This window comes from Bacteroidota bacterium, assembly GCA_035506275.1.
Classification (GTDB): Bacteria; Bacteroidota; Ignavibacteria; order UBA10030; family UBA8401; genus JAGVPT01.
The window spans coordinates 58,737-83,162 of record DATJPT010000003.1 but is presented as its reverse complement, the minus strand read 5'-3'; the positions used below and the strand labels follow the sequence as shown (position 1 = coordinate 83,162).

The window sequence follows — 24,426 nt, the reverse complement described above, 5'->3', positions numbered from 1 at the left end:
CTATGTGAGAGATTCTGTAAGCATTGATTCGATGTTAGAGTACTTCTTCGTTTTCAGTGTTCGATGTGCGGCATAAATTTGACCGAGCGCGATCCCCCCGTCGTTCGGCGGCACCCGCTGATGCCAGTATGGGCGAAACCCTTCTTGCTCCAACCGGCCGACCGTTCTTTCCAATAGATATTTATTCTGGAAACATCCCCCCGTCAAGACAACACGCTTCTCGCCGATTCTCCCGGCAACATCAATGATCATCTCGGCCATGGTATTGTGAAACTTGGCAGATGTCTCCGCGACTGGAATATTCTTCTTCACGTCGTCCAAAATTTGAAATACCGTCGGCGCCCAATCAATGGTCAGCGGCAAATCGGATCCTGATACGGCAAATGGATACGATTTCTCGGTCGCGGTTTTGCCGATCGCCCATTCCAACTCCATCGCTGCCTGCCCTTCGAACCTGGTGACCTCACGAACGCCGGACAGCGATGCGATTGCGTCGAACAATCTTCCGGCGCTCGAGGTGAGCGGCGAGTTGATATTCTTCGCCAGCATTTGCCGAAGAAGCAAAAGCTCGGCATCGGAAAAGGTCTCGAGGGGATGAGGAGTGAGATGATCGAAAAGCGTCTCGCCGAATAGTTCGAACAACAGGCCGACCGCTGAACGGCGCGGCTCGCGGATCGCTTTGTCTCCGCCCGGGAGCTTAAATTGACGAAGATGCGCAACACGGGAAAACGATTCATCGTCTGTCAGCAAAAATTCTCCCCCCCATATTGTCCCGTCAAGGCCGAGGCCGGTGCCGTCCCATGAAACGCCGAGCGCCCGTCCATCCAATTGATTTTCAGCCATACAGGACGCAACGTGGGCATAATGATGCTGGATCTGAATGACACGCGCATCCATTTTTTTTGCAAATTGTGTCGAACGATAATCCGGATGCGTATCGGACGCCACCGTTGCAGAGTCCACATCGTAGAGTGTTCTGAAGCTCTTGTTCACGTGCTCGAAGGCTTGCGTCGCTGCATTTGTCTCGAGATCGCCGATATGCTGGCTGATGAAGACATTTTCCCCTTTTCCCAAGGCAATGGCATTCTTCAGATGAGCACCGACCGCAATGATCGGAGAGCCGAGCGAGAACGTCGTCATGATCGGAAGGGGCGCATAACCGCGGGCGCGGCGAAGGACGAGTTCGCGCCCCATCATCACGCGAGCAACCGAATCATCGACGTGGCGGACAATTTCCCTGTTGTGGACAAGGAAAATGTCTGCAACCCCCTTTAGCCGTTCCAACGCTTCATGTTCGTCCGTAGACATCGGCTCGTCGGAGAGATTTCCGCTGGTTGCGACAACCGGAAAGCCGAGCTCGTTCAGGAGGAGATGATGGAGGGGAGAATACGGCAACATGACGCCGAGATAAGGATTCCGCGGTGCGACGGAAGAAACTACTGACGAATGGCAAATCGCGAATTCCGAATGACGAGCCAGAAGTACGATGGGGGCAGCGGCGGTCAGAAGCAGCCTCTCCTCCAACTCAGACATCTCACACTCCGACTTTACAGCTTCGAGCGCTGGGAACATCACCGCAAACGGTTTTTCTTCCCGATGCTTTCTTCGGCGAAGCGACATCACCGCGCGTTCATTTCTTGCGTCCGCGATCAGATGGAATCCGCCGATTCCTTTCACGGCGACAATTTTTCCCTCCCGGACAGCATCGACGGCATGAAGCAACGCGTCCTCGCGCGCCGAAAGAATTCCTCCCGCTGCATTCCACAACTCCAAATGGGGTCCGCACACGGGACATGCGTTCGGCTGCGCATGGAATCTTCGGTCAGCGGGGTTTTCATACTCCTTGCGGCATTCCGGACACATCACAAAGCTCTTCATGCTCGTATTCGAACGGTCGTACGGCAGACGCTCGACGATCGAATACCGCGGGCCGCAGTTTGTGCAGTTCGTAAAGGGATATCGATACCGCCGGTTCGACGGGTCGGAAATATCGCGTAAACAATCGGGACAGGTCGCAACATCGGGAAGGACCATCGCAGTGGAATCGCCCGAGCGATCGCTCTCCCTTATTTCGAATCGTTCATATCCCGCCACGTCGAGGAATGTCGGGTCAAGGCTCTGGATAAATGAAAGAGGGGGTCGTTCTTTTTCGATGCGGACCAAAAATTTTTCCAGCAGCGGTTTCTCCCCCTCGACCTCCAGGAAAACTCCCTGCGGAGAATTCGAAACCCACCCGTGCAGTTTCAGTTCCGCCGCAAGCCGGTAAATGAACGGACGGAATCCGACTCCCTGAACTGCTCCCCGGATCGTAATATGTAACCTGGCCTTCATATTTTTTGGGAACTGTTCCTGACGAGCCACTCAGACCATTCGGCAATGCCCGTTCCTTTTATGCATGACGTCTCAAAAACTCTTAAGGATGGGTTTATGCTGAGCGCATTGCGCTTCAGCGCCTCAACGCTGCTGTTCACGTACGGGAGCAAATCAATCTTGTTGATGATCATGACGGCCGCATTCCGGAACATCGTCGGATATTTGAGCGGCTTATCGTCTCCCTCCGTGACGCTCGCGACAACAACTTTCACCGCTTCTCCGAGATCATAGTTTGCTGGACAGACCAAATTGCCGACATTTTCTATGATAAGCAGCTGCACGCCGTCCAACGGCAGAGAAGCAAGCGCTTCGCGCACCAAAGGGGCTTCAAGGTGACATCCCCCCTTAGTCACGATTTGAACCGTCGGAACGCCGAGCGCCGAGACTCTTTGCGCATCGAGGTCTGTCTGGACGTCCCCTTCGATGACCGCCGCGTTGATTTTGCCCCCGAGCTCTTTCAGTGTGCATTCGAGAAGAGTCGTTTTTCCCGCGCCGGGAGAGCTTACAATATTGATGGCAAAAATGCCATGGCGAAGGAAAAGGTCGCGGTTATGGCTCGCGACTTCGTCGTTCTTTTCCAGAATCTTCCGTTCGATCGTAATGACGCTCATACCATCCCCTCTTTCTCATCGGCAAGCTCAATGGCAGAAACCTCAAGCTCATCTCCCGAAACCAACGCGACATCGGATCCTTCACAGAAGGTGCAGAAGAAAAATTCGCTCTCATTCGTCGATGTCCTGCCGCAAGCACGGCAACGGACGATAAACGGAACGCGGTCTATTTTAAGCGCAGTCTCCTGCATCGGTGTGCCCGCTGTGATCGAATTGAAACAAAACTCCAGCGAGTCTTTGACCACGCCGGCCCCGTCCCCGACTTTGATAGTGACAGCTTTTACCTTTTGCATCTTTCCCGGAGGCAGGTGGTCGCTGACTATTTCCAAAATATTTTGTGCGATGGAAAGCTCGTGCATAACGCCATCTCCTGCAGGATATTATTCAAGTACCATGCCGCACGAAATAACGGATTTCCAACGCATTCCGTATGAATTGTTCCAAGAAATGAGAAACGACAGGGGTGATTCGCAACGATGGAAAAGAGGGGTAAAGAGGTTCGATGGAATTGCAGCGAACAGATAAGGGAAAGCGAAGGATGGTGTTAGTTGAGGAAGAATCCGGCGCCCACTGCCCCCAAGCGGGTTTGCTGAATTTGCGATGCAATTAGAATTACCGTATCTGCCGCGCGTTTTTCGACTGCCGGAGATAGAGCGGATCCGAATTCAAAGTTCTCGCCGCGTACAGTATAGACCTGCAAATTAACGACCGCGTCGTACATCGTCCACGCGAGTTGCTGAAGCAGTTCGGGGCTGATGTTGTGATTTGATGACGGCCATTGATCGGAGGGTGAGATCGCCTTGCGAACGGCGGTCGGCTCGCCGTCAGCCGATGCATCAACAAAAATGACCGTCTTGTACGGAGGCATGTCCGCCGCGAGGTCAGGATAAAGCTGGTGAAAGGTCTTTACATCCACATCGGGAAGACGGAGAGCCGCGAGGCGTTCCGCGATCCAGACTCCGACGCCGTCATCGGAACGGAGCGTATTGCCGTATCCTATGACAAGAGTCTTTTTCACCTGAGCACTTCGTCAATGACGCGATTGTCTGCGTCCACAAGCTGAACCTGGAGGGGCATGTGACCGATCGCATGGGTAGAACAAGAAAGGCACGGGTCGTAGCACCGGATGCCTGCCTCGATGCGGTTCAGAATTCCTTCGGTGACCTTTTTCCCGTCGACGTACCTCATCGCCAGCTGACGGACGGTCCGGTTCATCGCGAGATTATTTTGTGCGGTCGCGATAACGAGATTCACTTTCTGAATCACGCCGTCGTCATTCACCCAGTAATGATGGAAGAGGGTCCCGCGCGGAGCTTCGCTGGCGCCGACGCCCTCACTCCTGTTGATTTCTGCTTTCGAACGAATATGCGTTCCGAGGATCGCTGGGTCCTTGAGGAGCATTTCCGTTTTTTCGACGCTGAAGAGAAGCTCGATCAAGCGGGCATAGTGAAAATAAAAAGAATTATTCACGGCTCCGGCCTCGCCGGCGATCGCTTTGAACAGCACTCTTTCGGCCTCGGCGAGCGGCGTGTCGATATAGTCGCAGATATTCACACGGGCAAGCGGTCCGACGCGGTACATTCCTTCCGGATAACCGAGCGGTTTGTAATACGGGAATTTCAAGTAGGACCATTGTTCCGAAGCTTCGCCGAAATGTTCACGGTATTTACGCGGATCGATCTTGTCGGCTATCGCATTTCCCGCCGCATCCATGACCCGCAGCTGCCCGTCATAATACTCCAGCGCTCCATCCTTACCTACAAGTCCGACGAACAACGAATGGAAGTTGCCGAAATTCGGGATGTCTTTTTTGAACTTTGAGTGGATCTTCTTCAGCTCGCTGAGCGCCAGCAGCGCAGTCTCTTTCGCTTCCGGAATCCAGTTGAGCAGATAATCCTTTTTCGAGGATTCAAACGGCTCCCGCACGCCGCCGGCCACCGCCCACGGCGTGTGTATTTTCCTCCCACCCAGGACCTCAATGATCTCCTGCCCGAACTTCCGCAGGCGTATCCCACGTTTCGCTATCTCCTTATGATTTTCCATCAACCCGAAGACATTGCGCTTCGCCGGTTCCGAATCGAACCCGAGCAAGAAGTCCGGTGAAGAGAGGTGGAAGAAACTGAGCGCGTGCGACTGCATCCACTGTGCGAGGGTGATCAGCCGTCGAAGTTTCTCGGCGGTCTCGGGAATCTCGATCGCCAGAATGTCGTCGCCAGCTTTTGCCGAAGTGATGAGATGGCTGGTCGGGCAGATCCCGCAGATCCGCGATGTGATGCCGGCCATTTCCGACATCAATCTCCCCTCACAAAATTTTTCGAAGCCGCGAAACTCGTTCACGTGGAACCGGGCATCTTCGACCGTCCCCTGTCCGTCGAGATGAATTGTTATTTTCGCGTGCCCTTCAATCCGTGTTACCGGGGATATCGTGATAGTCTGAGACATACTTTTCGTTTAGCCTTTTACCGTCGTTTTTGTTCGAACAATCTCTAAATTGTGTCGTGACCAACAATGCTCTCAACCGTACCGCAAGTAGACAGGGGCGAACGCGGGCATCCTCCCCTGAAGGAGCTCGTTGATAGCAAACCAAATTTGGTCCGCCGTCGGCGGGCATCCATGGAGAAACGCATCGACCTTGATCAATTCGTGCACAGGGCGAGCCTTCGCCATCAACTCTGCGATCGTCTGGTATTCACGGGGAACCTGCGGGTTCACGTCGGCCAGTTCCACATACGCTCGATCGAGGACCTTGTTCACATCGCATTGGTTCCGCATCGCGGTCACATTGCCCGTCACAGCACAATCGCCGAACGCCACCACGCACTTTGAATTCCGCCGAATGAGCTTCGCAAATTCTTCGTGTTCGACGTTGGCCAGAGCCCCTTCCACAAGTGTCACATCGACATCCTTTGGAAACTCCTTGACATCCGCGATGGGCGAATAGACCAGCTCGATTTTGTCGGCGAGCTCGATGAGCCGTTCATCGAGGTCGAGAAAGGACATGTGACATCCGGAACATCCGCCGAGCCACACCGTTGCTACTTTTGGTTTCATAGAGAGTTCCAATTGTTCTTTGTTGCTTTCGAATTGTTCTTACTCGTCGTCGCTTTCGACGTTGATCCACTCTTTTTTCTGCCGGGCCGTGACGATATATTTGAGGAAGTTCCTGTCCTTTTTCATCTCGGACACCGACGACCCTTTTTCAAACAAGGCTCCGGTCGGGCAGACGAGCACGCATTTTCCGCACGATGTGCAGGCCTCGACATTGCCCCACGGCTGATTCAATCCGGCAACGATCTCGCAATTGACTCCGCGGTATGCAATATCCCACACATGGGCCCCTTCCACTTCATGACAGACTCGCACGCACCGCGTACAAAGGACGCAGCGGTTGCGGTCCATGACGAAATCTTTGTGCGAGGCGTCGAGCGTCTTTTGAGGATAGAGATACGGAAACCGCACGTATGTCAGCCCCGTTTCGTAGGCGAGGTTTTGCAATTCGCAATTGCCGTTCACGACACAGACGGAGCATTGATGGTTCCCTTCCGAAGCGAGGAGTTCGATGATCGTGCGGCGGTACTTTTGCAGTTGCTCCGTGTTCGTCCGGACGATCATTCCTTCCTGCGGCTTTGTGGTGCACGCGGGAAAAAGCTTCGGCGAGCCTTCTATTTCGACGAGGCAGAGCCGGCAGGCGCCCACATCGGAAAGCCCGTCGAGATGGCAGAGCGTCGGAATGTGAATCTTGTGCTGACGGGCGATGGTAAGTATCGTGTCATTATCGTTCGCGCTTAACTGTTCGCCGTCGATTGTTAATGTGATAATTGCCATGAAAAATTCCTGTTACAAATGATTGTCTGTAGTTCTTCCGTCCGCCGATGGAACATAGTCGACCGGTTTGGAAAGAAGCTGTTCATATTCCTGCCGGAAATAGCGAAGCGTGGACCTGACCGGATTCGGCGCGCTTTGCCCCAAGCCGCAAAGGCTCGTCTTCATCACGGTAACGCAGAGCTCCTCAAGAAGCGCAAGGTCGTCTTTCGTCGCTTCTCCTCTGGAAATCTTGTCGAGCAGGCCGTGGATGTGTACCGTTCCTACTCGGCAGGGAATGCACTTGCCGCACGATTCATCTTTGCAGAATTCCATAAAATACTTCGCGACATCGACCATGTTCGACGTCGAGTCCATTACGATCATTCCCCCGCTCCCCATGATCGATCCGACCGTCGCAAGGGATTCGTAATCGACCGGAAGGTCCAAATGCTCCTTCGGGATACAGCCTCCCGACGGGCCGCCGGTTTGCGCCGCCTTGAACTCCGTGCCGTCCAGCGTCCCTCCGCCGATGTCGAAAATGACTTTGCGGAGCGGGATACCCATCGGCACTTCGATGAGGCCGGTATTTTTGATATTCCCGGCGAGCGCGAAGACTTTCGTGCCGGCACTTTTTGGAGTTCCGATCGAAGCGAACCAGGCGTTACCGCGGTTGATGATCGGAGCTATGTTGGCGTACGTCTCGACGTTATTGATGAGCGTGGGCATTCCCCACAGGCCTTTTTCCGATGGGTACGGCGGACGCGGTCTCGGCCGTCCGCGGCGTCCTTCTATAGAGCGAAGGAGCGCCGTCTCTTCGCCGCAAACGAAAGCTCCGGCGCCGATGCGCAGGTCGATCCTAAAATTGAACTGCGATTCAAAAATTCTGTTGCCGAGCAAGCCCTGGCGCTCCGCCTGTTTAATGGCGAGCTTCAATCGTTCGATGGCGAGGGGATATTCCGCGCGAATGTAGATGAAACCCTGATTCGCGCCGATAGCGTAGCCGGCAATTGCCATCCCTTCGAGAATCCTGTGCGGATCTCCTTCAAGAACGCTCCGGTCCATGAACGCTCCGGGGTCTCCTTCATCGGCATTGCAGATCACGTATTTTTGTTCGCTCTTTGCCTTGTGGACGATGCCCCATTTCAAGCCAGTCGGATAGCCGGCACCCCCTCTTCCACGCAATCCGCTTTTTCGGACCTCTTCGATCACTTCGATCGGTTGGAGTTCCGTCAGGACCTTTGCCAGCGCTTCATAGCCGCCGACAGCGATGTATTCCTCAATGCTTTCGGCATTGATCTTGCCGCAGTTTTCAAGAACGATCTTTTGCTGGGATGAAAAAAACGGCGCGGTGGTGTCGACGAGATTTTCTTTGACTTTCGCCCCGTGAAGCAAGTGCTCTTCGACAATTTTCTTTGCCGCTCCTTCATCCACTTTTTGATAGAGAGTATCGTCGCTCTGAAGCTTCACCAAAGGGCCTTCGCCGCACAACCCCATGCAGCCGGTGCCGAGGACTTCACAGCTGCCGTCGAGTCCGTTCTCTTTGAGCGATCTGGCAAGCGCCGCCTTCGTCGCATCCGCGCCGCACGAATTGCACCCTGCCGCAGAGCAATACAGGATCCGATTCTTGTGTTCCTGTTGACGCGTCTTTTCTTTTTCTGCGAGTTCCCGCAGTTCTTCAACCGTCATGCGGTCACCTCCTCCGGTTCCGACTGCCATTGTTTAATCCGCTGCAACGCATGTTCACCCGTCAGCTTTCCCGCAACGTTGTCGTCGATGACTGCCACGGGAGCCAAACCGCACGAACCGACGCAGCGCGCCTGAATGAGGGAAATTTTGTTGTCCGCCGTCGTCTCGCCGAACTTGCACTTGCAGTGCTCTTCTATTGATTTCTGAATTCCTGAAGCGCCTTTCACATAACACGCCGTGCCCATGCATAGGACGACCGTGTGCTCCCCTTTCGGCTTCAATCTGAAGAAATGATAAAACGTCGCAACGCCATACACGGTGCTAAGGGGAAGCTTCAGCGAGCGGGCGATATAAACGAGAAGATCGTTTTCAAGAAATCCAAAAATTCCCTGCGCCGCGTGGAGCACTTCGATGAGTGCGTCCCCGCGTGATTGATTTTTCGTGATTGCGCGGTCAAGCAGCTTGAAACGATTGTCGCCGCTTGGATGTCCGCCTTTTGTAGTTGTGGGTTGTTGAGACATGAAATTAACTAAGAGTTTGTGTTACGAAGTACTGTCTTCCGCGGGAGTGAAACGTAACGTCAACAAAGCATGAGAAGAAGAACTTTTCTGGCCCTCTAACCTATGCCACATAAAAACGCAGCGGAAACTGATTCATAAACTACATAAAGGAGTGCAAGCATCATACCAAAAAAAATTGACCAAAGCTGAAAATCCTAACAACAAGAGGAAGACATTTCTTACTTCTGAGAGTTTAGTACTCTTTTTCTGCGAAAAGGTATATCAATTTCAATGAATAAATTCTCAACATTGAATTAATATACAATCGTTCAAATACAAACATCCCCTCTCTTGTTTCCGCAATGAATGCTTAAAGCATCAGTTCTGAATTGTTGTTTGCGAGTGAGAGTATTTCGCTCGACAGAAGTGCAGTCACTTTTTGAATTGCTGATGAAGTTTCACTCGACAAATGTTCCCCCTGCTCGAAATTCTTCCCTTCAATTCCGATGAAAATAAATCTTGCCGGCAGAATATTCATCGTTCGTGCAAGGTTGACTGCCTGAGCGACACCGAAGGCATGAGTAGAATAACAATGAAAAGATCTAGGAAACGGTTCACTGTGGGCGTGGATCCGATGTACTGTTCCCGCCCGAGCGCCGGATGAAACGGCGTCCACCAGGTACACAGCGTCTGCCCCGGTCATGGCTTCCATCAATACTGTCCCCTCCCCCGATTGCTCGATGACGTTAACGCCGGGAAGATGCATTTGACGCAAGACCCGCGCAACGGCAACACCGGCACAGTCGTCGGAGCGGAATTCATTCCCAATACCAATGATCAACGTTGATGCGTTCACGATGTAATTCACAGTAATAAATGGGACGCCGTGTAACGGGACTCACGGTTCAAAATCTAATTTGACGATGTGCGTAGCGCAAGAAATGCAGGGATCGTAGTTGCGTACGCTCTGTTCGCAGAGCCAGGTAAGTTGTTCTTTCGGCATGGCGATGTTTTCGAGAACCACATGCCTGAGGTCAAGCTCTATCGAGCGCTGATTCTGTGATGTTGGGGGGACGATTTTGGCGTCCGTGATCACCCCATTTTCCCCGATCCGGTAGCGATGGTATAAGATGCCGCGCGGAGCTTCGGTGCAGCCGAAACCGAGTCCCTGCCGGGGCTGGACTTCCACTGCGGGTTTCTCCGGCTGTTCGTATTCGTCGATAATACGCAGCGCTTCCTCGCTGGCATAGAGCGTTTCAATCGAACGTGCAACAATGCTCTTGAACGGGTTGCGGACTATAGGGACAAAATGAATTTCACGCGCGAGTTCTCTTGCGATCGGCGATAGCTTCTCAAAATTTATGTTGAACCGGGCCAAGGGACCAACCTGGTAGGATTCGCGCTCCTTCAACACCGATTGTAAGGCATTTGAGTACGGAAGGTGCTCTTCACGAAAATAGAATTCGTATTCCTTCACATTGATATCCACTCCGTTGGTTGAGACGAGGCGCCCTTCGTTGAACGGATATTCATCCGGGTGAGAGAGCGCGACGAACTCATACTCCCGCTCGAACTCCGGAAATCGAAGCGTCGCGCTCCAGCGGACCATCTCTACCGCCGCATCGCGCAGCCATTTCAATTTTTCGGCTATCGGAAGCAGTTCTTTTTTGGCCGGAACGCGGTAGAATCCCCCGACACGGACATTGATCGGATGGATCTCTCTGCCGCCGAGCAACGCGACAAGGTCGTTGCCGATCTTTTTCATCTTCAACGCCTTCTGAACGACGGCGGAATGGTCCTTTGCTAATTCCAGAACGTCCTGATATCCCAGGAAATCCGGCGCATGAAGCATATACGCATGGAGGACATGACTCTCGATCCACTCGCCGCAATAGAGGAGCCGGCGGAGCGACCGAAGCTGCCCGTCCACACAAGTGCCGAACGCGTTCTCCATTGCATGGACCGAGCTCATTTGATAGGCAACCGGACAGATGCCGCAAATACGGGCGGTGATATCCGGGGCTTCTGAAAAATTCCGGCCCCGCAAAAATGCCTCGAAGAACCGCGGCGGCTCGAAGACTTTGAACTTTACATCCGCAACTTCGTTGTTCTTGATTTTCACAAATACTGAACCTTCACCTTCGACCCGGGCAAGATAATCGACCTTGATCGTTTTATCATTCATGAGCGTCACTCTCCCTTCGGAAAGCTTCCGCATACGCGTTGAAGCTTCGGAATGCAAGCTTGATGTCCACGTCCGTCGAACCCGATTCAATGAAATGCCTGCTGAGGGACTGTGTATTTGCACTGTCCATTGGGCCAAAGCATCCGTAGCACCCGCGATGGTACGACGGGCACAACGCACCGCAGCCTACCTGCGTCACGGACCCGAGACACGGCGTTCCCTCGGCAACCATCACGCACACATTTCCTTTCAGTTTACACTCGACGCACACGCTGTGGGTGGGAACGTTCGGTTTCCGCTTATGAAGAAAAGCGACCACCACTTCGATCAACTGAAACTTGTTGATCGGACATCCGCGCAGCTCGAAATCGACATGGACAAAGGAACCGACCGGGAGAGAACGGTCGAGCGTGGAGATGTACTCCGGGTTCGCGTACACGATACGCGTGAACTCTTTGACATCTTTCCAGTTGCGGAGTGCCTGAATCCCCCCCGCGGTTGCACACGCGCCTATTGTGATAAGCGTACGGCATTCCTTTCTGACCGCACGGATGCGCTCAACGTCGTGCGGCGTCGTTATGCTCCCTTCCACAACGCCGATGTCGTACGGACCGCGCACCATCTTTCGGCTCGCTTCGGGGAAATACGAAATATCGATCGCACCGGCGACGGCCAGGAGCTCCTCCTCCGCATCCAGGAGCGAAAGCTGACATCCATCGCACGAAGCAAATTTATAGACCGCGACTTTGGGTTTGCGGGGATTCATCTTAGATCTCCTTTTTGCCGAAGAATCCGCTGATCTGGGGGAGCCCGAAGACCGGACCGTCCTTGCAGATGAATTTTGGCCCGTACTGGCAATGACCGCAGAAACCGACGGCACATTTCATATTGCGTTCCATCGATAGATAAATTTGCTCTGGGGGAACCCCTCGGCGCAGGATCTCGGCGATGGTGTATTCCATCATCACTTCCGGGCCGCAGACCATTGCCAACGTCGCGCGCGCATCAAGCTTGATGTACGAGAAAAGGTTCGGCACAACGCCGATGTATCCCTTCCATGTGGAATCGCTCCTGTCGACCGTCACCAGCACCTCAACGTCGTACTGTTTGCTCCATTGTTCAAGTTCGACCCTGTAGAGCAGGTCGAGGGGACTCCGTGCGCCATATAAGAGCAGCACTCTGCCATAATCTCGTCGCCTTCGAAAAAGCGAATACAGGACGGGGCGAAGCGGCGCGAGCCCTATTCCCCCCGCTACAATGCAGACGTCCAGGCCGTTGGCAGTTTCAATCGGCCAATTGCTGCCGAACGGTCCGCGCAATCCGATGATATCGCCTCGCTTCATCGAAGCGAGCGCGTTCGTCACCGTTCCAACGCGGTGGATCGTGTGGGACAGCATATTCGTTTTGGACGGATCCGAGCTGATGGAGATCGCTGACTCGCCAATTCCGAAAACGTACAGCATATTGAACTGTCCGGGCAAGAACAAGAACTTCCTGGCGCCGTGATTCAGATTCTCGAGCTGAAGAGTAAATGTATCGTCTGTTTCCCAGACAATTCTCCGAATGATCTGGAGTTCCGGAAGCATGGGGTCGGCTAGGACGTCGACTTCAGCACTATAGGGTTGACTCATTGGACTCCTCCTTAGCGTGAGCCGTAGACGTCGAGCAATTGAAGGCGCGTTGCCTCCATACGGCTTTGGAAAACATCGGAGAGACGCTTGAGCATCTCATAACCAAAATCATGGTCCTTGTCGCATTTGGTACGGAGACATTTCCCGTCGAGCGCGAGCGCTCCGACCTCGGCAACCGCGCAGCCGTCGAAATGCCAGCGGTAAGGGGAGATCAGCCATGACCAACCGAGAACTTCGCCGGGGCCGATTGTCTGAACCCTTCTCTTTCCTTTATGTCCGGCATGAATTTCAAGCGCAATTCTCCCGCTCCGAATCAAGAAAAACCAATCCGCTGCCTCCCCCTCATGGCAAAGATACTCCCCTTCCTTATAGTGCACGTTCTTTGCGCATCCGACCAGCGTCTGGAGATATTTTTCGCCAAGGTTTCCCACGAAGGGATGTTTCCTGAGCACCTCACCGAGATTTTCTTTTTGCATATCTTCCTCCTGCAAGAGCCTATGTGTCACTTTTGACGCCGTTGTTTCGGATCGCCTGTACCTCGGCGGTGATATCAATGCCGACCGGACACCATGTGATACAGCGTCCGCATCCGACACACCCCAATGTTCCAAACTGGTCAACCCATGAAGAGAGTTTGTGAGTAATCCATTGGCGATATCGCGCTTTCGGGGAGAACCGAAAGTTTCCGCCGGTCACTTTTGCGAAATCCATCGTGAAGCAGGAATCCCACCGTCTCCACCGTTCGGCCCGTTCTCCGCTGAGGTCCGTGACATCATCGATCGCCGAGCAGAAGCAGGTCGGGCATACCATAGTGCAGTTCGCGCACATCAGACAGCGGCGCGCAACGTCATCCCAATGAGCGCTCTCAAGATTGTCGGCGAGGAGTTCTTTCAACCCCTCGGTATTCATCGTCCGGCCCATGGTTTCCTGCGCGGCCGAGAGCAAAGTTTCAACGGTGTGGACCTCATGAGCGTCAGCCTTTTTCTGGGGAATCTGCTTGAGGAGTTCGCTCCCTTTTTCACTCCCGGCATCTGCTGCAAAATAATGTACTCCCTCCGCGACAACTTCCGTGAGCACAACGTCGTATCCGCCGGTTGCGGCCGGACCGGTGTTCATCGAAACGCAAAAACAGGTTCCGGCGCCTTTCGTACAATTGACCGCCACAATGAAAACATTTTTGCGACGGACGCTGTAAGCCGGGTCGGCAAACTGTTGATTCAAAAACACTTTGTCCTGGATCATGATGGCGCTCAATTCGCACGGCCGCACGCCCAGAAAGGCATAGCGCGGTGCAACTTCCTTCGTTTCGTCCGGGTTCATTTCAAGCGCTTTTCCTTTTCTTACTGCCGTCAGGACCTTTGTGGCGGGAGGAAAAAGAAATTTCTTCCACGACTGCGGACCGACGGTATAGCCGAACAGCGCTTTGTCGGCCTGATGCGCTAACCGATACCGTGAGTTCTCCCGGAGGTCTGTCCAGCCTTCAGGAAGCTCGGCGGCGGAACGGATCTCGCCGACCACGATCGCTCCGTCGCTCACCCGCGGCCCTACTACGTCATAGTTCCGCTCTACGAGAGCGTCGATGAAAGAGTCGAAATCTTTACGTTGAATGATGACCATAGGAATGTGCTTTCAGTAGGAGACAAACGATCTGTTTGTCAAACAATGAAGCATCGACCGTGGAAAGGATACCGCCATCCCCATCGGGCGATGGAAAGTCATCGCCCTCTTGCCGTCTTAAATTTTTTCGAACTTCTCCCTTTTCTCATGACAGTCCGGACATTCTTTCGTTGTGTCCGATGTTATGATGTAACCGCAACAGGGGCAAACATAGTACTGAATCCGATCGATATATCCGCTCCGGTCGGCTGCATACTTAAAAAGGGCTCCGTGCTGTTTGTCGGCGAGGAGTGCGCGCCGGAATGACTCTGCTGCTTCCGGGAATTTTTCAGCATCCGCCGTTCGCGCGAGGCTGGGATACATTGATTCTGTTTCGAGAGATTCGTCGCTGAGGGCAAGACGAAGCGTCTGCATCACGGTGCCGACCGTGATCGAATCCGCAACGTACGGAGAAACTGGAATGCCTTTGCTCCGAAGAAGTGTCGCAGCCATCTCCGCATGGATCTGTTCGGCGCGCGCGGCGGCTTTGTAGAGGTTCGCGATCGCGCTGTAACGCGATTTTTCAGCGTTCTTTGCGAACAGGGCGTACTCTCGGCTGATCCGTGATTCGCGGCTGTAGGCGGTCTGGAGATTCTGGATCGTGATTTCCGGCTTCTGTCCCTTTGCATCATTTTTTTTACAGTCGGTGAGAAGCAACGGGAACGCCGCGGTGAGCGTGAGAACGGTAAGGGTGGAGCTGAATAAACTTGTGCGGATTCTTCGCAGGAATGATCTGTTGATTTTCACTTTGAACCCTCCTTAGATGAAGAGCTTCTGAAAATTCTCTGACGAGTCAGAAGAAACATGCCGGGAGGCATGCCTTCAAAAGTGTTTTTAATGGACGGAGAAAAAAGCGCATCCATTCATTAAAAGCCTTATGTCAACTAGCAGGTACTCAACCTTCATTCCATAAAAAATCAGGAAAAACGCTGATAATGGGGGTCCTTCTTGCCCTTCTTTCTCAATTATTCAAAAGAGATGTCTGTATTTATTAGTTCTGGAAAAAATAATAAGCCCTGGTTGGCGTCGCCAATCAGGGCCAGTGGATTTTAGGGGAACTATTTATTTACATCAAATCCTTTTTGTGCTTCAGGATCTGTTTCGCGTGCCATCCCTGGAGTTCAAACCACTGTGGAGAAGCGGAGGATTGCACCATATACTGATCCTTGTCCTTCATTTCAGAGAAGCGCAGCTGCAGATCGCCCACTGAAACCGTTGCGGTTATTTTCGGCATCGTGGAGAACGCTGAATCGACGAAGTCGTCAGCCTGGAGGTTGGATAGCGATGAAAGGAGCGAATTCACTTCCGCTGCTTTCGGCTGCGCGCTGCCGATCATCCATATGCTGTCGTGCAAAGCAAGAGAAAAGGACTCTGCGGCATACTGGTACGAAATTGCTTTGATGTTTTCCTTGGGGATGGCCAACACGGTTTTATCCCGCCAATCTTTTGCGGCTTTGCTGAATATGAATGCAAGCGCTCCTGCAACGACAACGACGTCGTTCGATTCGGCTTTTCGTACATATGTTTCTGAATAGCTTTGCGTTGGCTTGCCGACAACGAAGGCCGAATGTTGCAGGCCGTTCTGAAAGATCTTCACGATCGTTCCGGTCGAGTCGACCTGAAATATCGAGCGCTTGTCCGGGTTGCTTGAGACAATTTCTTTTACAGCAAGATTTTTTGCCTGATGGATGAGCGCCGTGACGTTCGATTGATTGGCTCTGTACGCCACCGGTTCAATGAGGAACCATTCTCCCCCCTTTTTCTCGAGAGCAACTTTCCCGTTCGCCGATGTGATTTCAATCCTATCGACCGCGAGAGAATCGATGTTCAGAAGAAACTGGGAATTGCCCGCCGCGACATCGCTCTCTCCAGGACGATTCATCAAATAATACGCAACGACAATAAGGGCTGCGAAGATACCGACAAGAACGTAGATATTCTTTTTCATTTCACTCTCAGTGAATTACAGTGAGGCTTCGATCGCTTTCTTCTTTGCCGTCCTGGCCCGCCACCGGAGGAGTCCGAAGCCGATCACGGCGATCGGCGGAAGAAGAAGGTCCCCGTATTTGAGCAGCTTCTTCGTGCCGTCGGAGATCTGATCCAGAGGAGGCATCGCAACATTTTTCGAGCGAATAGTGATGAGCCCGGCATCGTCCGCCAGATAATCGACCATGTTGACGAAAAACGTCATGTTCCCCGGATTGCGCGCGAAATCGTCCTTCATGAAATCGCCGTCTCCGACCACGATCATTCTAGTCTCGGGGCTCGCTGCGAGGGGCGACGCGGAGCCGATCAGCCCCGGCATTTGTTTCCCCGCATAGAAACTCTTAAACGAGCCCTCCACAGCGACGGCCAGCGGAATACCGGACTCGGCAAGTTCGTTCGCAGTGTAACGGTGGAATGCGTCGATCATGATAAATCCGGACTGACGGCCGCTGCGCTTTGACGAGCTGACGAGAACCTGTTGTTTCAATCCTTTGCTCCCCGCGAGGGTGGTGTCGATCGAGCTGGCAAAATAAAAGATCACGTTCTGCAGGTCTTTGACGACCAGGTTGTCCTTGTTGAAGGCTGAAGCCATCGGCATGTACGGAAATGGAACCTGGCTCTGCATCGTGAATCCGGCCTGCTGCTGCACGACGTTCACACTCGCACACTGCGCATCCCGAACCAGGTCGGCATTCACCCGCGTGCCATACTGAGCAAGCTGGTCGTCGAGGTTCAACTCGAGCGGCTGCGCATATTGCGACTGGAGGGATGCGCTTTCCTCATTCAGCAGGAATGCAATTTTTCCGCCGCGCATCAGATACTGGTCTATCTGATACTTCGATGAATCATTGAATTTTTTTTGCGGTGCAATGACAAGCAGTGCGGCAAGGTCGGACGGCACGCTCGCCCCGCCGGTCAAGTTCACCGGCGTCAATTCATATTGAGAAGAAAGAGCTTGATATGCCTCCTTCATCGTGGACAAATCGGCCTCATCGTGCCCGAGCGTATAACCGATCTTCTTTTTCTGCCTCGTGGTCAGACGCTTCAGGGCGCTGCTGATATCGTACTCCAGCGAGCCGAGATTTTGAATGACAGGGAGCGTTTCCTTCTTATCTTCGTACATCATCACCAGCCCAAGATATGCCCGCTTGACCTCAAACTTGTCTTCTTTGACCACCTGCACATCGACTGGAGGAATCCCCTGCTGCTGAGCTTCCTGCTCCCCCTTTTCTCCTTCGGGATTGATGAACTCGTACTGAAGGTTGCCTCCGGCATACGCCTTGTATTCATTGAGAATGTCGAGAACTTCGCGCCGGTTGTTGTTGTATGGCGCGGGAAGGTCTTCCGTAAAGTAGGCGCGCACGGTCACCCGGTCGTCGAACGAGCGGACAAGCTTCTTGCTTGCATCCGAAAGCGTATAGACCTTTTGCTTGGTAAGGTCGAGGCGGTCGAAAAGGCGGACCGAGATGACGTTCACAACAACGAGGATGCCGAGCACGAGCAGCACCCGGATGATTGCCTGATTTCGTTTTGCGTTCATTCTAGTATTCTACCGTTTCAAAAGTCATGTTCAATTTCATCACCAATTTCTCCGCTGGAGCGACCCGACAGAAAGCAAGAGCGTGAAACCGAGCATCGAGAAGAAATAAATAATGTCCCGCGTGTCGATAACTCCACGCGCGATATTGGAAAGATGGAAATCGATGCCGAGAAATTCGACGGTGGTCGTCATCCACTCGGGCACATAGAACAACACCTTATCCAGCATATAGATCGCGAACACAAAGATAAACCCGAGGATGAATGCCACTACTTGATTATCCGTCAAACTTGAAGCGAATAATCCGATAGCGACGTACACTCCAGCCATCATCATCAACCCGAAATATCCGCCGACCACGGGGCCGTTATCGATGCTGCCAAGGAACGCGATCGTTATATAGTAGAGAAGGGTCGGCAGAAGTGCGATCCCCACCAGCGCCCATGCCGCCAAAAATTTACCGAGGACGATCTCCGTATCAGAAAGCGGCTTTGTCGTCAGAAGTTCGATCGTGCCGTTCTTTTTTTCTTCCGACAGCAGCCGCATCGTGACCGCAGGAATGATAAAGAGAAAAACCGCCGGCACGACTTCGAACATCATCCGCATCGATGCAACGTTCATCAGGAAGAGATTGCTGGTGAAGAACCATCCGACAATTGCCAGAAAAACGACGATCACAACATACGCTACTGCCGAATTAAAATACGAACGCAATTCCTTCCGAAAGATCGGACCGACATTCGAGTAATTATCAAGAAACTTTTTGAGGTCGAAGTTCATGGCTTAAGCATAAGGGATAATTAAGTTTTACCATCGATGTGAAGTTTTGGGTATCAGTCTTCACCATCTTCGAATGAATTCTTTGATCTCTCCTGATTATCGTTTACCACTACTTCCTTCCGTCCACTGGAACAACAAACTTCAACGCCGTCTGTGTCTCCGAGAATGAAACAACTTTAACGTCAACCAAACCCGCTTTTTTCCCTGCTGACATGACGTCGGTATCTTTGATCTTCGCCCGCTTACCCTTAAGGGAGACAATCCATAGCGCTCCGTTGCTTTTGAGGTGACGTTTCAGATCATTCAGCTTCTCTAAATCCTTTTTATTATCCGCCGCATAAAAAATAATGTCCGAATCTTCTCGAAGATCTTTGACAGAAACGCTCTTTGCCCGCGAGGTCAATTGATTCAAAAAATCCTTATCGGTTATCCCTTTCACGCTTACCAGCGAGTCCTCTTTGACCCCGAGTTTATCCAGGACGCTTTTCGGGTGTAAAATTTTATCCTGCCATTGCTCGGCCCTTTTCTCGATAGTGAAGGAAGCCGTACCGCCGTCGAAGACCACCGTCAACTCACTCTCGTCTGCGTCGACGGATTTCATTTTCTTGAAGGGAATCGTAAGCCGGTGATCACCGCGGAAGATGAGCTCATTGGTTTCAAGGAGAGCTTTCCCCTTGAAGACTTTCCCTTCATATTTCATAGAGCAGTTTATTTCCGATCCCACAATCAGCCACGATGAAAAACGGTGATCAGTTAACAGTCGTCAACTTATGGAAAACTTCTTCCAGGCTTGTCGCCTCCCTGTGAATTTCCAACAAAAGCCATTTCTCGCTCACCGCTTGGCGGAAAAGCGCTTCGCGAATATCCGACCCTTTGGCAGCGTTGATAATAAGACGGTGCAGGCCGGGCGACGGATTCTGATACTGGACATTTTCGACATTCGGAAGAGCTTTAATCTTGGGGAAAATATCCGTCATACCGTTGGCGACATCGGCTTTGAGTTCCAACGAAATAATATCCGAACCGCGAAACTCATTTTGCAGATGGTCCGGAGTTCCGTCTGCGACAATTTTTCCATCGTTGATGATAATCACTCTATCGCACGTCGCCTGGACTTCGGAGAGAATATGCGTGGAGAGGATCACCGTTTTCGCGCTGCCGAGCTTCCTGATGAGGTTCCGTATTTCGACGATCTGGTTCGGGTCGAGTCCGCTCGTCGGTTCATCCAGAATGAGGACTTCGGGATCGTGGATCATCGCCTGCGCCAGCCCGACACGTTGCCGGTAACCTTTCGACAATTCGCCGATATCTTTATGCCGCACGTCCGACAACCCGCACACATCCACCATCTCGCGCATCCGCTGGCGGATTTGCGGCTTGGTCATTTTGTGGAGTTGGGCGGAATATTCCAGGTATTCCAGGACGTTCATGTCGAGATAGAGCGGATTCAATTCGGGCAAATATCCGATCTTGCGGCGGACTTCGAGCGACCGGCTGGCCACATCAAGATCGTCGACGGTGACCGTTCCAGCGCTGGGGGGCATATAGCACGTAATGATCTTCATCGTCGTTGTTTTGCCGGCGCCGTTTGGTCCGAGGAATCCAAGAATTTCTCCCGTCTTCACATCGAACGAGATATCGTCGATTGCTTTTTCTTCGCCGTATAATTTTGTCAGGTTGCGGACAGTAATGGACATTAGTTCTCTATCTAAATAATATTTCCAGAAAAAGAGGCGATAGCGTCAGGAACGAAATAAACAGCATGCCACTTTGCTTCAATCAGTTTGGACGAAACGTCAGAGTACTTTGTTCCATGGCATAAATTCTTCCTACTGATGAGACGGGAACAAAAATAATAAAAAAACAAATTTCAGTCAATATTTTGGCTGGCGCAATGATGGGTGAAGTGTAAAGGAACAAAAAACTATCGGGCATTTTTGTGGCTGTTCGCTCGTCGGATCGACATCAAGTAAGTTCTTATCCACATGAGAGGCCGCTGCTTTTAGGAGCAAAGCAACAATATCTTTGCTAAGCGCTCATTTTGTTATGGCGCCGTTATTTTAAAAAAGGCAAAATATTTTCAAAAGGAATCTCCAGAATTGCCTGTCAACGGATATATATAGGTAAATAAAACAACCCAATCAGCGGACGGTGCGTTCCAAGTGGGGAGACAGAAGCGCTCGGGACCAACTCAGGAACGACCTGGACGAAAAATTGTGCAAGTCGTCTGCCACTGGGGGAGAGCGGCTGCGGCTTGCGCAATTGATTGGGGAATGTGACCAAAGGAGTCAGGGGGATGAAAATCCGTCCTTTTGTCTTCTATTATTCTTATCATGAGCCTCAATTTTGATAGCGAGTCAATGTTGCTATAACAAACAGCATTAGGCATAATCCCCTCGTAGTAATCACTTGCCTGAACGATGAGTCTTCTACCCACCTTTCGGATGCATTTGTACATTCTTATTGGAATGTTAGCCTTTCCTCTCTATAGCTATGCCCAGACCGGATGTGACACCGTACAAGCAGAAATTATTCTGAAGCATGCAATGGATTGTCATCTCAATGCGGAATATGATAGTGCATTAGGGGATCTCCAAAGAGCCGGCGATATTTTTCTGGTGGCAAAGAGATGGGAGAGATACGTTCATTGCTTGAATATGATGGCCGATTGCCTATCAAGAAAAGCTAATTTTGACTCAATGGCAGCGGTGTTACGCCTTGCGCAAAGTGTAAGTATGCGTAATTTGGGGAGCGATAATATTGAGAATGCTTCTACGCTTAGCTTACTCGGTTTATTAAATATTTATAAAGACGAATTAGAATTAGCGGTTCACAATATTGAAGATGGAAAAAGAATACGTGAAAAAAGATTGGATTCCCGCGATCGTCGCATAGCGGACAGTGATTATCTGCTCGGAAGCGCAAGTATCAGAAAAGGTGATTTCAACAGTGCTCTCGATCTCTTTTCTAAGGCATTGAGCATCTATAGATTAAACGATAGCAGCGACAATTTTAATCGTTGCCTTACTTTGTTGGGAATGGGATATGCGCTTTTTCTCCAAAGCAATTTTGATGCAGCTCTTGATTATTTTTTACAAGCGTATGACATCGTAAACTGTGGAGAAAGAAAATATATGTCCATTCTTGCTGATTGCGACGTGTATCTCGGATCGACTTATTATGAAAAGGGAGACATCGAACGTTCCGCTAATTTTCTCAATGCAGCTATCAAGATTTACAGAAAGCTCTTTGGCTGCGACAATTTGTTTTTGGCATCCTGCTACTCGAGGCTTGGTCTAATTTCTGAAGCGGAGGGAGATTTAGAGAAGGCTATCGATTACTATGAAAAGGCAATTTCATTGAACAAGCAATATGTTGGCGATAACCACTTATTCATTGCCATCGATCTCCGGCAATTGAGCCATGCATATGCGGAAAAAAACGACCTAGATCATGCGTTGGCATTTTCTAAAAAAGCATTGTCCATTCACCAAAGGGTATCCGGCAAAAATCATCCGGAACTTGCCTATACGTACGAAATTCTGGCCAATATCTACAAGAAACGGCATCAATATTCTCTTTCGCTGAGAAATTTCAATAAAGCTCTTAAGCTGCGTTCTCAACTTAAGGACTCGAATGACCGGAACGACATCGCGAACCTCTATTCGGAAATTGGTTCGGTATTTTCAGCAACAAGGAATTTTGGACAAGCCCTGGCTTATTACAATAGGGCCTTGTACCTCCACAATAAATTGCCGGAGCCGAATCGACCCAATAAAGCCGCAGTACTAAAAGGAATCGGTGATGTCTACGAATCCCTGAAACAACCTTCTACTGCACTTAGATATTATCAGCAATCCTTGAGCATACTCGTACCTGGATTCACTGACTCCTCCGTATACGCCAACCCATCAATAATCACATTTCCAAACAGTAGAGATCTTATTGGAATCCTCACATCGAAATCTTTGGCTTTTGAACAACTCTATAAGCAAAAATCTCACGACGCCCGCGATCTCCGCTCGGCCCTTGCAACCTATGAATACATTTCCGGTCTTCTGGATGCTATGAGGAAAACAATCGCGACGGAGAACTCGAAGCTCTTTCTTCAAGAACAGAGCTATTTAATGTATCAAAACGCAATCCGGCTGTGCCTCACATTGTCTGGTTTGACAAAAGAGCGGACATTGAAAGAATCTGCTTTTCATTTTGCTGAGAACAGCAAGGCCAACGTTTTATTGGATGGCCTGTTAGATTCCGAAGCAAAGCGATTTGCCGGTGTTCCCGACTCAATTATCCAGGCAGAAAGATCTTTGAAAGTCAGGCTCGCCTTTAACACGACTCAACTTCAGAAGGAGGAGGAAAAAAGGGGGTCTATTGACACGGCAAAAATCATGTTCCTGCAAGACCAATGCTTTGCTTGCAATAATGAAGAAGAAAACCTGTATAGGTTTCTTGAAAATAATTATCCTAAATATTATGATCTGAAGTATGAGAACCATATCGTATCAATTGACGAAACACAAAACGCGATCGACGATCAAACCGCAATTGTTGAATATTGTCTCACACAGAAGGATCTTGCGGTCTTTGTAATCACAAAGACTTCATGCAAACTATTTTCCATCGCCCTCCCGCCAGCTTTCAACAGTCTCGTATCAAGCTTTTACCGTTCGATAAAAACGGTTGAAGAGCTTGCGTACGTTCAAAACGGCTCCAAGTTGTACAATTCTCTCATTCAACCGATCAAAAAGGCTATTGTCGGGAAGAAACGGTTGATCATTATTCCGGACGGCGTTTTGTATTACATCCCTTTTGAAGCGCTCATCGCCAATTCATACGCTAATGCAAAAGGATCAATTGATTTTACAAAAATACACTACCTCCTCAATAATTACGAGATTTCCTATTCGTATTCGTCTTCGTTCTACGTAAATCATATCAGACAAAAAGCGCTGACGGTCGGACAGCAGAGTTTCGTCGGTTTTGCCCCCGTGTTCCGGGACAGCGACAGTAACGGGGTGTTTTCATCCAATACTTTACGAGAATTCGAAAAAGACAAATCGGCCTATCGGTCCATCACCGTCGACGGCAAAAAATTCAACGAGCTTAAATATTCGGCCCAGGAGGTCTCCGCTGTTGCTCAGGATTTTCAAAAAACAGGACTGCTTGGATTGAGCTTCCTGTACAACGGCGCCACCGAGGAGAATTTCAAATCGAACGTCGGCAAGTATTCGTGCATTCATATCGCGACGCATGGCTATATCAATGAAGAGCATCCCCAACTTTCCATGCTTCTCTTCTCACAAACACAACGAACACCGGCGATCGAAGACGGGGTACTATACGCAAGCGAGACGTATAATTTGAACTTAAAAGCGGACCTGGTCGTCCTGAGCAGTTGCGAGAGCGGACTCGGAAAATTAGTTAAGGGGGAGGGAATGATGGCAATGACGCGCGGATTTTTTTATTCGGGGGCGCGCAACGTCATCTTCTCTTTGTGGAAGGTCTACGACAGACCGACCAACAAGCTCATGAGAGATTTTTATAATCATGTGCTCGATGGAGAAACGTTCACTTCGGCATTAAGAAAATCAAAGCTCCGATTGATCGCGGACAGAACAACGGCCTTTCCGACAAAGTGGAGTGGGTTTATCCTCGTTGGAGATTAGAC

22 protein-coding genes are annotated in these 24,426 nt (G+C 51.0%); 1 reads left to right on the top strand and 21 read right to left on the bottom strand.

Annotated elements, in window-relative coordinates; genetic code table 11:
* The 21 genes from hypF to VMF88_01590 form a co-directional block, all read right to left on the bottom strand.
* On the bottom strand, positions 1-2,331 hold the full coding sequence (gene hypF / locus VMF88_01690) for a carbamoyltransferase HypF (protein ID HTY09758.1): 2,331 nt from the start codon (positions 2,329-2,331) through the stop codon (positions 1-3).
* Positions 2,328-2,984, bottom strand: coding sequence for a hydrogenase nickel incorporation protein HypB (hypB, locus tag VMF88_01685; GenBank protein HTY09757.1), 657 nt, complete (start codon positions 2,982-2,984; stop codon positions 2,328-2,330). The genes hypF and hypB overlap by 4 nt, the downstream gene beginning before the upstream one ends.
* The gene (locus VMF88_01680; GenBank protein HTY09756.1) at positions 2,981-3,343 is read right to left on the bottom strand and encodes a hydrogenase maturation nickel metallochaperone HypA; all 363 of its coding nucleotides are present in this window, start codon (positions 3,341-3,343) and stop codon (positions 2,981-2,983) included. Before VMF88_01680 ends, hypB begins: the two co-directional genes overlap by 4 nt.
* Positions 3,344-3,528: 185 nt before the next feature.
* Entirely contained in the window at positions 3,529-4,002 is a 474-nt protein-coding gene (locus VMF88_01675) for a hydrogenase maturation protease (protein ID HTY09755.1), read from the bottom strand.
* Positions 3,999-5,426, bottom strand: coding sequence for a Ni/Fe hydrogenase subunit alpha (locus tag VMF88_01670; GenBank protein HTY09754.1), 1,428 nt, complete (start codon positions 5,424-5,426; stop codon positions 3,999-4,001). Before VMF88_01670 ends, VMF88_01675 begins: the two co-directional genes overlap by 4 nt.
* A 72-nt stretch (positions 5,427-5,498) precedes the next feature.
* The gene (locus VMF88_01665) at positions 5,499-6,035 is read right to left on the bottom strand and encodes an oxidoreductase (protein HTY09753.1); all 537 of its coding nucleotides are present in this window, start codon (positions 6,033-6,035) and stop codon (positions 5,499-5,501) included.
* 39 nt (positions 6,036-6,074) lie between these two features.
* Positions 6,075-6,809 carry a bidirectional hydrogenase complex protein HoxU gene (hoxU, locus tag VMF88_01660; protein ID HTY09752.1) on the bottom strand — a complete coding sequence of 245 codons (735 nt, stop codon included), beginning with the start codon at positions 6,807-6,809 and terminating at the stop codon, positions 6,075-6,077.
* A gap of 12 nt (positions 6,810-6,821) precedes the next feature.
* Positions 6,822-8,474 carry an NADH-quinone oxidoreductase subunit NuoF gene (gene nuoF, locus VMF88_01655; GenBank protein ID HTY09751.1) on the bottom strand — a complete coding sequence of 551 codons (1,653 nt, stop codon included), beginning with the start codon at positions 8,472-8,474 and terminating at the stop codon, positions 6,822-6,824.
* Positions 8,471-8,995, bottom strand: a complete 525-nt coding sequence (gene hoxE, locus VMF88_01650) for a bidirectional hydrogenase complex protein HoxE (GenBank protein HTY09750.1) — start codon at positions 8,993-8,995, stop codon at positions 8,471-8,473. Before hoxE ends, nuoF begins: the two co-directional genes overlap by 4 nt.
* 349 nt (positions 8,996-9,344) lie before the next feature.
* Entirely contained in the window at positions 9,345-9,830 is a 486-nt protein-coding gene (locus tag VMF88_01645) for a hydrogenase maturation protease (protein HTY09749.1), read from the bottom strand.
* 42 nt (positions 9,831-9,872) lie between these two features.
* Positions 9,873-11,159, bottom strand: a complete 1,287-nt coding sequence (locus VMF88_01640; protein ID HTY09748.1) for a Ni/Fe hydrogenase subunit alpha — start codon at positions 11,157-11,159, stop codon at positions 9,873-9,875.
* Positions 11,152-11,925, bottom strand: coding sequence for an oxidoreductase (locus VMF88_01635; protein ID HTY09747.1), 774 nt, complete (start codon positions 11,923-11,925; stop codon positions 11,152-11,154). Before VMF88_01635 ends, VMF88_01640 begins: the two co-directional genes overlap by 8 nt.
* A 1-nt stretch (position 11,926) precedes the next feature.
* Entirely contained in the window at positions 11,927-12,790 is an 864-nt protein-coding gene (locus VMF88_01630; GenBank protein ID HTY09746.1) for an FAD/NAD(P)-binding protein, read from the bottom strand.
* 11 nt (positions 12,791-12,801) lie between these two features.
* A complete protein-coding gene (locus tag VMF88_01625; GenBank protein ID HTY09745.1) occupies positions 12,802-13,266 on the bottom strand; it encodes a cyclic nucleotide-binding domain-containing protein in 465 nt (154 codons plus the stop codon).
* A gap of 19 nt (positions 13,267-13,285) precedes the next feature.
* Positions 13,286-14,407, bottom strand: coding sequence for a 4Fe-4S dicluster domain-containing protein (locus VMF88_01620; GenBank protein HTY09744.1), 1,122 nt, complete (start codon positions 14,405-14,407; stop codon positions 13,286-13,288).
* Positions 14,408-14,524: 117 nt separating this feature from the next.
* Positions 14,525-15,193: a rubrerythrin family protein gene (locus VMF88_01615; GenBank protein ID HTY09743.1), complete on the bottom strand. Its 669-nt coding sequence runs from the start codon at positions 15,191-15,193 to the stop codon at positions 14,525-14,527.
* Positions 15,194-15,512: 319 nt separating this feature from the next.
* Complete coding sequence (locus VMF88_01610) at positions 15,513-16,394, bottom strand: DUF4340 domain-containing protein (protein HTY09742.1); 882 nt, start codon at positions 16,392-16,394, stop codon at positions 15,513-15,515.
* A 15-nt stretch (positions 16,395-16,409) separates the two neighbouring features.
* Positions 16,410-17,972: a Gldg family protein gene (locus tag VMF88_01605; protein ID HTY09741.1), complete on the bottom strand. Its 1,563-nt coding sequence runs from the start codon at positions 17,970-17,972 to the stop codon at positions 16,410-16,412.
* A 39-nt stretch (positions 17,973-18,011) separates the two neighbouring features.
* Positions 18,012-18,752, bottom strand: a complete 741-nt coding sequence (locus tag VMF88_01600) for an ABC transporter permease subunit (protein ID HTY09740.1) — start codon at positions 18,750-18,752, stop codon at positions 18,012-18,014.
* 109 nt (positions 18,753-18,861) lie between these two features.
* Positions 18,862-19,452, bottom strand: coding sequence for a DUF3052 family protein (locus VMF88_01595; GenBank protein ID HTY09739.1), 591 nt, complete (start codon positions 19,450-19,452; stop codon positions 18,862-18,864).
* A gap of 49 nt (positions 19,453-19,501) precedes the next feature.
* Positions 19,502-20,449, bottom strand: a complete 948-nt coding sequence (locus VMF88_01590; GenBank protein HTY09738.1) for an ATP-binding cassette domain-containing protein — start codon at positions 20,447-20,449, stop codon at positions 19,502-19,504.
* A gap of 771 nt (positions 20,450-21,220) precedes the next feature.
* On the opposite strand from VMF88_01590, the gene VMF88_01585 reads away from it, so the two are divergent.
* Entirely contained in the window at positions 21,221-24,424 is a 3,204-nt protein-coding gene (locus VMF88_01585) for a CHAT domain-containing tetratricopeptide repeat protein (GenBank protein ID HTY09737.1), read from the top strand.
* The last annotated feature ends 2 nt before the right edge of the window (positions 24,425-24,426 follow it).

Excerpts from the sequence above, each read along its gene's own strand:
- VMF88_01680 (HTY09756.1), bottom strand. The coding sequence starts at position 3,343 with ATGCACGAGCTTTCCATCGCACAAAATATTTTGGAAATAGTCAGCGAC.
- VMF88_01640 (HTY09748.1), bottom strand. The coding sequence starts at position 11,159 with ATGAATGATAAAACGATCAAGGTCGATTATCTTGCCCGGGTCGAAGGT.
- VMF88_01665 (HTY09753.1), bottom strand. The coding sequence starts at position 6,035 with ATGAAACCAAAAGTAGCAACGGTGTGGCTCGGCGGATGTTCCGGATGT.
- VMF88_01620 (HTY09744.1), bottom strand. The coding sequence starts at position 14,407 with ATGGTCATCATTCAACGTAAAGATTTCGACTCTTTCATCGACGCTCTC.
- VMF88_01625 (HTY09745.1), bottom strand. The coding sequence starts at position 13,266 with ATGCAAAAAGAAAATCTCGGTGAGGTGCTCAGGAAACATCCCTTCGTG.
- VMF88_01605 (HTY09741.1), bottom strand. The coding sequence starts at position 17,972 with ATGAACGCAAAACGAAATCAGGCAATCATCCGGGTGCTGCTCGTGCTC.
- VMF88_01585 (HTY09737.1), top strand. The coding sequence starts at position 21,221 with ATGTTAGCCTTTCCTCTCTATAGCTATGCCCAGACCGGATGTGACACC.
- VMF88_01670 (HTY09754.1), bottom strand. The coding sequence starts at position 5,426 with ATGTCTCAGACTATCACGATATCCCCGGTAACACGGATTGAAGGGCAC.
- VMF88_01595 (HTY09739.1), bottom strand. The coding sequence starts at position 19,452 with ATGAAATATGAAGGGAAAGTCTTCAAGGGGAAAGCTCTCCTTGAAACC.
- hypF (HTY09758.1), bottom strand. The coding sequence starts at position 2,331 with ATGAAGGCCAGGTTACATATTACGATCCGGGGAGCAGTTCAGGGAGTC.
- VMF88_01610 (HTY09742.1), bottom strand. The coding sequence starts at position 16,394 with ATGAAAAAGAATATCTACGTTCTTGTCGGTATCTTCGCAGCCCTTATT.
- VMF88_01590 (HTY09738.1), bottom strand. The coding sequence starts at position 20,449 with ATGTCCATTACTGTCCGCAACCTGACAAAATTATACGGCGAAGAAAAA.
- hypB (HTY09757.1), bottom strand. The coding sequence starts at position 2,984 with ATGAGCGTCATTACGATCGAACGGAAGATTCTGGAAAAGAACGACGAA.
- VMF88_01630 (HTY09746.1), bottom strand. The coding sequence starts at position 12,790 with ATGAGTCAACCCTATAGTGCTGAAGTCGACGTCCTAGCCGACCCCATG.
- VMF88_01635 (HTY09747.1), bottom strand. The coding sequence starts at position 11,925 with ATGAATCCCCGCAAACCCAAAGTCGCGGTCTATAAATTTGCTTCGTGC.
- nuoF (HTY09751.1), bottom strand. The coding sequence starts at position 8,474 with ATGACGGTTGAAGAACTGCGGGAACTCGCAGAAAAAGAAAAGACGCGT.
- VMF88_01600 (HTY09740.1), bottom strand. The coding sequence starts at position 18,752 with ATGAACTTCGACCTCAAAAAGTTTCTTGATAATTACTCGAATGTCGGT.
- hoxE (HTY09750.1), bottom strand. The coding sequence starts at position 8,995 with ATGTCTCAACAACCCACAACTACAAAAGGCGGACATCCAAGCGGCGAC.
- hoxU (HTY09752.1), bottom strand. The coding sequence starts at position 6,809 with ATGGCAATTATCACATTAACAATCGACGGCGAACAGTTAAGCGCGAAC.